At 71.2% G+C, this 6,696-nt stretch carries 8 protein-coding genes; 3 read left to right on the top strand and 5 right to left on the bottom strand.

Annotated features, from left to right (window positions below; all coding sequences use genetic code 11):
- Positions 1 to 193 precede the first annotated feature (193 nt).
- The gene (locus IE312_RS31375; protein WP_189985649.1) at positions 194 to 397 is read left to right on the top strand and encodes a hypothetical protein; all 204 of its coding nucleotides are present in this window, start codon (positions 194 to 196) and stop codon (positions 395 to 397) included.
- A 24-nt stretch (positions 398 to 421) separates the two neighbouring features.
- Here the strand turns inward: IE312_RS31375 and IE312_RS31380 are convergent, their stop codons facing one another.
- The 4 genes from IE312_RS31380 to allB all read right to left on the bottom strand — a co-directional run bounded on the left by IE312_RS31380 (position 422) and on the right by allB (position 4,378).
- The gene (locus IE312_RS31380; protein WP_189985650.1) at positions 422 to 817 is read right to left on the bottom strand and encodes a ribonuclease domain-containing protein; all 396 of its coding nucleotides are present in this window, start codon (positions 815 to 817) and stop codon (positions 422 to 424) included.
- Between the two features lie 124 nt (positions 818 to 941).
- Positions 942 to 1,751 (bottom strand): AIM24 family protein, encoded by an 810-nt coding sequence (locus IE312_RS31385; protein WP_189985715.1) that lies wholly within the window; start codon positions 1,749 to 1,751, stop codon positions 942 to 944.
- Between the two features lie 123 nt (positions 1,752 to 1,874).
- A complete protein-coding gene (alc, locus tag IE312_RS31390; protein ID WP_189985651.1) occupies positions 1,875 to 2,990 on the bottom strand; it encodes an allantoicase in 1,116 nt (371 codons plus the stop codon).
- A gap of 47 nt (positions 2,991 to 3,037) precedes the next feature.
- On the bottom strand, positions 3,038 to 4,378 hold the full coding sequence (allB, locus tag IE312_RS31395; RefSeq protein WP_189985652.1) for an allantoinase AllB: 1,341 nt from the start codon (positions 4,376 to 4,378) through the stop codon (positions 3,038 to 3,040).
- A 273-nt stretch (positions 4,379 to 4,651) separates the two neighbouring features.
- Here allB and IE312_RS31400 point away from each other — a divergent pair, with 273 nt between their 5' ends.
- The gene (locus IE312_RS31400; protein WP_189985653.1) at positions 4,652 to 5,449 is read left to right on the top strand and encodes an IclR family transcriptional regulator; all 798 of its coding nucleotides are present in this window, start codon (positions 4,652 to 4,654) and stop codon (positions 5,447 to 5,449) included.
- 242 nt (positions 5,450 to 5,691) lie between these two features.
- Positions 5,692 to 6,090 carry an ester cyclase gene (locus tag IE312_RS31405; protein ID WP_229900658.1) on the top strand — a complete coding sequence of 133 codons (399 nt, stop codon included), beginning with the start codon at positions 5,692 to 5,694 and terminating at the stop codon, positions 6,088 to 6,090.
- 300 nt (positions 6,091 to 6,390) lie between these two features.
- On the opposite strand, the gene IE312_RS31415 is transcribed toward IE312_RS31405, so the two are convergent.
- A partial coding sequence (locus tag IE312_RS31415; protein WP_229900659.1) for a hypothetical protein occupies positions 6,391 to 6,696 on the bottom strand: 306 nt, incomplete at its 5' end.

The raw sequence follows: 6,696 nt of genomic DNA on the forward strand, positions 1-6,696 counted from the left end.
ATCTACGCACCGAGGGCGCCGTGCCGCGTCCCTCGCCCGCCGATCGCCCACCGGACGCCGTGGATCGTGGACGAAAGTCGGCCTCGCGGTCGACTTCGGTCGGCCCGCCGCCGGCCGCGGCGCAGTCTTTCGGCACCCTGTGCTCGTCCCACGGCCGATGGATGGGTGCGGGCCGCGGGGCGAGGGTCGTGGCATGAGGCGTCTGCTGGAGTTCTTCGGGTTTCTCGCCCTGGTGCAGGGCACGGGCGGTCTGGCGTACGAGCTGACGGGCAGGCTGCGCTGGGGCATCACCCTGTGGTGGGGTGTCCTCGACGGCTACCGGATCTACGCGAGCATCGCGTTGATCGTGCTGGCGCTGGCCCTCTTCGCCGCCGCCGGGAGCCACGGGCCGGACTGACCCGCGGCCGCCGGTGCCGCGGGGTCAGCAGCCGAAGTCGACCAGGTCGAACGTGGCGTAGTGGTCGGGGGTGTAGTAGTCCTCCTCGTACGCCCCGCCCGTGACGATGCGGCGGGCACCGCGGGTGGCGGAGCCGGGGGTCTTGACCGTGTACTCGTGGTAGTAGCCGGACGGCTGCCCGGGCAGCACGCCCTCCCGGTTCTGGAAGACGACCCCGTCCTGCGCGTACGGGTAGGGGCCGCCCCGGGCGATGAGGCCCAGGGTGTCGTGGGCCTGCGACGGCAGGTCGCCGTAGCAGACGCTGCCGGCCTGCGCGGCCGCGGCGTTCGCCGTGGTGGCGGTGACGGTTCCGCCCATGAGGAGGGCGGACAGGAGCGCGGCTGCGGCGCCGGCGCGGGTGGCGCGTGGGGGAATTCGCATGCCTCATGATGACGCGCGTAGACGTTGACATGTCAACGACAGAGTTGAGGATTCTCCGTTCACCCACGGGGAGTTCCCGGGAAGTTAACCTGCCGACCGGGGCGACCGCCCGGGACCCGTCGGTTCAGCCGGTGTGGGTGGAGAACAGACCCCCGGTCGGTCCCTGCTTGTCGCCGCCCTGGGCCTTCTTCAGGGCGTTGGCGAGGCTCTCGATGGTGAGGGACTGCAGGATCACCCGGCCGTTGCCCTCCAGGGTGGCCAGGGACAGGCCCTCGCCGCCGAAGACGGCGTTCATGATGCCCTGCCGGTTGAGGCCGCCGACGCGCTGGACGCCGTACTGGATGCCCTCCTCGAAGGCGACCACACAGCCGGTGTCGACCTCGATGCGGCCGCCGAAGTCCGCCGGGTTCAGGTCGATGAAGTTGCCCGCTCCGGCGATGATCACCGTGCCGTGCCCGGTGAACTTCTCCAGGACGAAGCCCTCGCCGCCGCTCGTGCCGGTGCGGCCGCCGGCGAAGGCGATGCCGAAGTCGACGGTGGACTCGGCGGCCACGAAGGCGTCCTTCTCGGCGAACCAGGCGCGCGTGCCGTCCAGTTCCAGGGCGCGCATCTCGCCGGGGAGGACGCCGGCGAAGCCGACCGTGCCCTCGCCGCCCTGGGCGCTGAAGTACTGGAAGGCGAGCGACTCGCCCGCGAGCATGCGCTGGCCGACCTGCATGGCCGTCCCCATGGCCTGGCGGAGCAGGCCGCCCATGCCCCCGCCACTCTGCTGCTGCCCACCACTGCCGGACGGGCCGGACAGGCGGGTCTCCATGGTCACGTTCACCGTCTTGAACAGGAACTTCCCGGCCTCGCAGTACACGGTCTGGCCGGGGCGCAGGTTGACGACCGCCATCTGCATGGCGTTGCCGACGATCTCTTGCTGAAGGGTCACACCGGGAGAACGCATGAGGAGGAGGGAAGAGTTCCGGCGGCCGGGCACGGGCGTCCGCACGGGTGAACGCGCGGGGCGCCCCGGTGCTGTCGGGCCGGGGCGCCCCACGCGCGTGGGCGAGGATCAGCCGCCCAGTTCCTGGTGGCGGGCGGCGAGGGAGCGTGCGCCCTCCTCGGTCAGGGAGCCGAACAGGCGCAGCCGGGAGATGCCGCCGTCGGGGAAGATGTCGATCCGCGCGTGGGTGCCGACCGCCGGCTCCGGAAGGACGAAGCGGTGGTCGGTGTCGGGCTGCAGGCGGGTGCGCGGGACGACCTCGGTCCACTCCCCGTCCTCGCCGTCCCGGACCGACACCGACGCCCAGCCGGCGCTGTTGCCCTTCAGGTAGGCGGTGTCGATCTCGACCGCGCGGATCTGCGACCGGGCCACGAGCCGGTAGCGGATCCAGTCGTTGCCCCGGTCGCGGCGGCGGCGGGTCTCCCAGCCGTCGTCCATCTTGCGGGAGCGGCCCGGCTGGATGGTGTTGGTGGCCGGGGAGTAGAAGAGGTCCGAGGCGTCCTCGACCCGGCCGCCGTTCTCCAGGGCGACCACGTCGAAGGTACCGAGGGCCGCGAGCCACTCCGGGGCGGGCACGACCTCGCCGTACACGCGCAGGCGGGCGATGCCCCCGTCGGGGTGCTGGCTGACCCGCAGGTGCGTGAAGCACTGTTCGACACCGACCGCGAAGCCGTTGGCCGCGTGGCCGCCGACGGCGGTGCGCGGGACCAGTGTCGTCCACTTCACGTCCTCGCCCAGCAGTTCCTCCGGGGAGGGGGAGCCGGGTACGCGGGCCCCCTCGACCGAGACGGCCTGCGGGTAGTTGCCGCGGAAGTGGGCGGTGTCGACGACGATCCCGCGGATCACCCCGGGCGCCCCGAGCCGGACCAGCGCCCAGTCGTGGTCCTCGGCGGCCGGCCACGGGTGCTCCGCGGACGCGCCGCGCCGCCGGCGGGTCTCCCAGCCGTCCATGATCTTGCCCTTGTGGCCGAAGTGCTCGGGGTCGAACTCGGCCCGCTCGGGCACCAGCAGGTTCTCGCGCTGGGCGAAGAACTCGTCGTTGGCGGCGATGACACCGGCTCCGAGCCGGCGGTCGGCGAGGTTGGCGTACTGGGTGAAGGGGAAGTCGGCGGTGCGGTAGTCCGCGTACGGGTCGCCGCCTCCGTAGGGGTTCGCGTCGCCGGTGAAACTCGGTATCGCCGTCACGGTGATCAGGGGATCCTCTCTGGAGTCGGCCGGGTACGGGGGGTGGCTCACTGGGGGCGGCTGAGCAGCGTGCCCTTCGGCTCGGTGAACTCGCCGTCGCGGACGATGCGTTCGCCGCGCAGCCAGGTGGACTTCACGACACCGTGCAGGGTCCTGCCGGCGTAGGCGGTGACCCGGTTGCGGTGCTGGAGGCCGGCAGGGTCGACGGTGAAGGTCTCGTCGGGGGCGAGGACGGCGAAGTCGGCGTCCCGGCCGGGGGCGATGGCGCCCTTGCGCGCGCCGAGACCCGCCAGGGCGGCGGTCCGCGTGGACATCCAGCGGACGACGTCCTCCAGCGTGTGCCCGCGCCTGCGGGCCTCCGTCCAGACGGCGGGGAGGCTGAGCTGCAGGCCGGAGATGCCGCCCCAGGCGGTGGCGAAGTCGTCCGTCTTCAGGTCGGCCGTGGAGGGCGAGTGATCGGTGACCACGCAGTCGATGGTGCCGTCGGCCAGGGCCGCCCAGAGCAGGTCCTGGTTGGCGGCCTCGCGGATGGGCGGGCAGCACTTGAACTCGCTGGCGCCGTCGGGGACTTCCTCGGCGGTCAGGGTGAGGTAGTGCGGGCAGGTCTCGACGGTGACCCGCACGCCCTCGGCCCGGGCGGCGCGGATCAGCGGCAACGCGTCGCCGGAGGACAGGTGCAGCACGTGCACGCGTGCGTCGAGGCGGCGGGCCTGCGCGACGAGGTGCGCGATGGCCGTGTCCTCGGCGTCGCGCGGGCGGGAGGCGAGGAAGTCGGCGTACCTGGGGCCGCCGTGCTGCGGGGCCGCGGCGAGGTGGTGCGGATCCTCGGCGTGCACGATCAGCAGTCCGTCGAAGCCGGCGATCTCGGCCAGGGACCGGGCGAGCCCGTCCTGGTCCAGGTGCGGGAACTCGTCCACGCCGGAGGGTGACAGGAAGGCCTTGAAGCCGAAGACGCCGGCGTCGTGCAGCGGGCGCAGGTCCTTGACGTTGTCGGGCAGCGCGCCGCCCCAGAAGCCGACGTCGACGTGCGCCTTGTCGCGGGCGACGGCCTGCTTGATCCGCAGGTGGTCGACGGTCGTGGTGGGCGGGAGGGAGTTGAGCGGCATGTCGATGAGCGTGGTGATGCCGCCGGCCGCCGCCGCGCGGGTGGCGGTCCAGAAGCCCTCCCACTCGGTGCGCCCCGGGTCGTTGACGTGCACGTGGGTGTCGACCAGGCCGGGCAGCACGACGTGGTCGCCGACGTCCACGAGCCGGGCCGCGGCCGGGATCTCGGCGTCGTACGGCAGGACGGCCGTGATGATCCCGGCGGACACGGTGACGCCGGCGGCCCGTGTCCCCTCCGGGGTGATCACGCGCGTGGAACGCAGCACCAGTTCAGCGTCGGACACCCGAACCCCTCTCTCCACTGCCGTTGTACGCCCAGGAAACGGGAGGTACACCCCCGTAACGGACTTCAACGTTCTGTTGAAGGAGTCTTCACTCCCACTTCTTCGCCGTCAAGGGGCACACTTCTGGACGGCGCACTCGGAGTGCCCGCTCTGGACGTTTCCACAAAGCGGAATTACAATTCCGATAGACAGAACGTAGCTATCTACAAGCGGGGAGTCAACCGCCTGCCGGGTAGGCTTCTGCCCTCCCGCCAGCCCCGAAAGGAACGCGCCGTGCCGACGTCCAGCGCCAGCACCACCGACTCCGCCAAGCCCTCCGCCGCCGGCGGGGTGCAGTCCCTGGAGCGCGCCTTCGACCTGCTCGAGCGGATGGCGGACGCGGGCGGCGAGGTCGGCCTGAGCGAGCTGTCCGCGGCCAGCGGACTGCCGCTGCCGACCATCCACCGGCTGATGCGCACCCTCGTCGCCTGCGGGTACGTCCGCCAGCAGGCCAACCGGCGGTACGCGCTCGGCCCCCGCCTGATCCGGCTCGGCGAGTCCGCGGCCCGGCTGCTCGGCACCTGGGCGCGGCCGTACCTGGCCCGGCTGGTGGAGGAGACGGGCGAGACGGCGAACATGGCCCTGCTCGACGGCGACGAGATCGTCTACGTGGCCCAGGTGCCCTCCAAGCACTCGATGCGCATGTTCACCGAGGTGGGCCGCCGGGTGCTGCCGCACTCCACCGGCGTGGGCAAGGCGCTGCTGGCCGGGGTGCCGGACGACGAGGTGCGGGCGCTGCTGGCGCGGACGGGCATGCCGGCCGCGACGGAGAAGACGATCACCACGCCGGAGGGCTTCCTCGCGGCGCTGGAGGACGTCCGGCGGCTGGGATACGCCGTCGACGACAACGAGCAGGAGATCGGGGTGCGGTGCCTCGCGGTCTCCGTGCCCGACTCGCCCACGGCGGCGGCCATCTCCATCTCCGGGCCGGCGGGGCGGGTCACGGAGACGGCCACGGAGAAGATCGTGCCGGTGCTCCAGCAGATCGCCCGCGAACTCTCCGCGGCCCTGGCCAGCCAGAACCTCGCCTGACGACCACGAAGGGAGCACCGGGGCCGGGCTGAGCCCCGGAGCCAGGCCCGCGCCGGCCTGCACCCGGTGCCGGAGCCGGGCTCAGTACCGGAGCCGGGCCTAGGGCCTGTTGCGAAAGTGCTGGTCACAACTGCTTGATCGGGGTGGGAACGGAGCCTTGCGGCATGTGAGTAGTCTCGCTCTGACCGTCAAACGATCAGAGGGGGGCGACCACCGTGGTGGACGACTGCAAAAGAGTGATTGTGGGCTTCTTCGAGGCGGTGAGTGACCGTCGGCTGGGAGACCTGCCCCAGTTCATGGCGCATGATGTCGTGGACCACAACAAGATCATCCATGGTGAGGTCGACGAGCCGGGAGCCGCATTCGAAGGTCTGCGTCAGCAACTGGCCGCGTTCGACCCACTTACCATCCGGGTGGATGAACTGATTGGCGAGGGAGATCGGGTGGTCGCGCGGGTCACCCAGCGCGGCGTCCACGGTGGTGCCCATCCACGCATGCCTGAGCCGACCGGCCGGAGCTTCGAGAATGAGGCCATCTGGATCTTCACCGTGGCTGCGGGGAAGATCACCGAGATTCGGGCGGTAAGCGACCGCCTCGGCCTGTTCTTCCAGCTCGGCTGGCAGTGGCCACAGGCCGACTAGGGTCGTCCGACAGTGCTGGTCGCAGCCATTCGTTGATGGCTGCGACCAGCACTGTCGCTTCGTAGCGGACGGCGAGTTTGTCGTACCTGGTGGCGACGGCCCGGTGGCGCTTGAGCCGGTTGATCCCGCACTCGACCGCATGCCGCTGCTTGTAGTCGTCCTTGTCGAACTTCGGCGGTCGCCCACCGCGCGAGCCGCGCTTTTGCCGGTTGCGGACCCGGTCTGTGGTGTGGGCAGAGCAGCGTTCTGCGGCTCCCCTCTCAGGAACCGCAGGACGCTGTCTGATCCTGTGTGAGGTGATTACGCCACGCCGAGGAGCCACGGCTCAGCGGGCTGGTTCATGTTGGTGCCGCTGCCCGTCGCGATCCACAGCCTCCCGTCGCCGCCCTTCCAGGCGGCCTCGTAACCACCGTTGGGCAGTGTCACGAGCGACGGGCTGGAAGAACTGCCATTGCTGTCGACGCCGAGGAGCCACGGTTCGGTGGGCTTGTTCATGTTGGTGCCGCTGCCCGTCGCGATCCACAGCCTCCCGTCGCCGCCCTTCCAGGCGACCTCGTAACCACCGTTGGGCAAGGCCGCCAGCGACGGGCTGGTCGTGTCGGCGAC

The sequence above is a fragment of the Streptomyces capoamus genome (assembly GCF_014654935.1).
GTDB classification, from domain to species: domain Bacteria; phylum Actinomycetota; class Actinomycetes; order Streptomycetales; family Streptomycetaceae; genus Streptomyces; species Streptomyces capoamus.

Excerpts from the sequence above, each read along its gene's own strand:
- IE312_RS31380 (WP_189985650.1), bottom strand. The coding sequence starts at position 817 with ATGCGAATTCCCCCACGCGCCACCCGCGCCGGCGCCGCAGCCGCGCTC.
- IE312_RS31375 (WP_189985649.1), top strand. The coding sequence starts at position 194 with ATGAGGCGTCTGCTGGAGTTCTTCGGGTTTCTCGCCCTGGTGCAGGGC.